Consider the following 1,351-nt stretch of genomic DNA (forward strand, 5'->3'; position numbering starts at 1 on the left):
GGTCCGGTTTGCGGGGAAGGCGCGGCGGGAGCGGGAGGGCATGTTCCCTGAGTCGGTGGAGACACGCACGAAGCAGGCTTTCGCTTCGAGGCGGTTGAGTATGGATCCGGGGAAGGACGGGATGTCGTGGGTGGTCCTGCATATTCCGACGTTGGCGGCGGAGGCGATCATGGTGCGTTGCCACCGGGTCGCCTCAGCGATCAAGAACGATGCTGCGGCACGGCAGCGTGCCGCTGACGCGGCAGGGACCAGGGAGGATTGCCGGGAGTACAGGACGCGTGAGCAGATCCGTGCCGATGTCGCCGCGATCCTGCTCATGGGCCAGGAACTCCCCGCCAATAGCTACACCAACCCCACCACCAACCACAGCAACAGCAACGGCAGCCGTGGCTACGGCGGCACTGGCGGCTACAACGGCCAAGGCAATGGGAACAGCAGTTACAACGACCAGGGCACCGACACCGGCGGTTCCAACGGTCAGGGCGCCGGCAACGATTTCACCAGTAATGGCAGTCGTGGCGGCCAGGGCACTGGCCCGGATGGGCGCCCCAACAACAACTTCAGCCGCACACCCGGCAGCGGCGGCTTCACCGGCAATGGTGCCGGCAGCAGCAGTGGATTCACTGGCAGTGGCGCCGTGCCCGGTGGTGGCAGTACAGGTGGCACTTCTGGCGGCTCCTGCAATAGCGATGGGCCGGGTGCCGGTGGGGACGGTGGTGTTCCTTTTGGGGAGAAGAGTGCGTTTGGGGTGACGTTGTTTGATGAGGAGCCGGTCTGGGCGCACTCAGATCCGGCCCCGCCCAACACCAACACCAACACCAACCCAACGACTGGCCCGGAGGCGGAATCAGCCCTGCCTGACGTCGACCAACCCATTGGCGGCACGATCGTCCCTGGTGGGGCGGGGCCGGGTCGTGTTGACGGCACCAGCCTGCCCACCACCCCGAATCAAGGCCAGGACTCTGGCCAGAATCTCGGGCAGCCCTCCGGCCAGTCCTCGGGCCAACCCTCCGCTCAACCTGCCGGTCAGCCCTCCGGGCAGGTGCCTGGTCAGCAGCCCGCTCAGGGCTCTGGGCTCGGTGGTGGTGTGGGGCTGGAGGATGTGCCGTTGTGCGGGGAGTTGGTCGGTGATGGTTCCGGTTATGTCGATGAGATCGTTGACGGGATTGTTGAGGATCGCCAGCAGGAGTACCTGGATCAGTTGGAGGCCATGCGCCGGGGCAAGGTCATGGTGGATCCGCCGTTGCCGAGGGCACAGATTTTGCTTAAGGTCCCGTTTCTGGGGTTGGTGGGCGTCACGGATGAACCGGCCGAGTTGGTTGGTGAGGGGGTTGGGCCGGTGCCGTTGGGG

General features: G+C 65.7%; 1 pseudogene. It reads left to right on the forward strand.

The window, feature by feature from the left end:
• Nucleotides 1–100: 100 nt before the first annotated feature.
• A pseudogene (locus tag ACT3TS_RS19655) lies at nucleotides 101–1,351 on the forward strand (hypothetical protein); the annotation flags it as partial.

Source organism: Specibacter sp. AOP5-B1-6 (assembly GCF_052376555.1).
GTDB lineage: Bacteria > Actinomycetota > Actinomycetes > Actinomycetales > Micrococcaceae > Specibacter.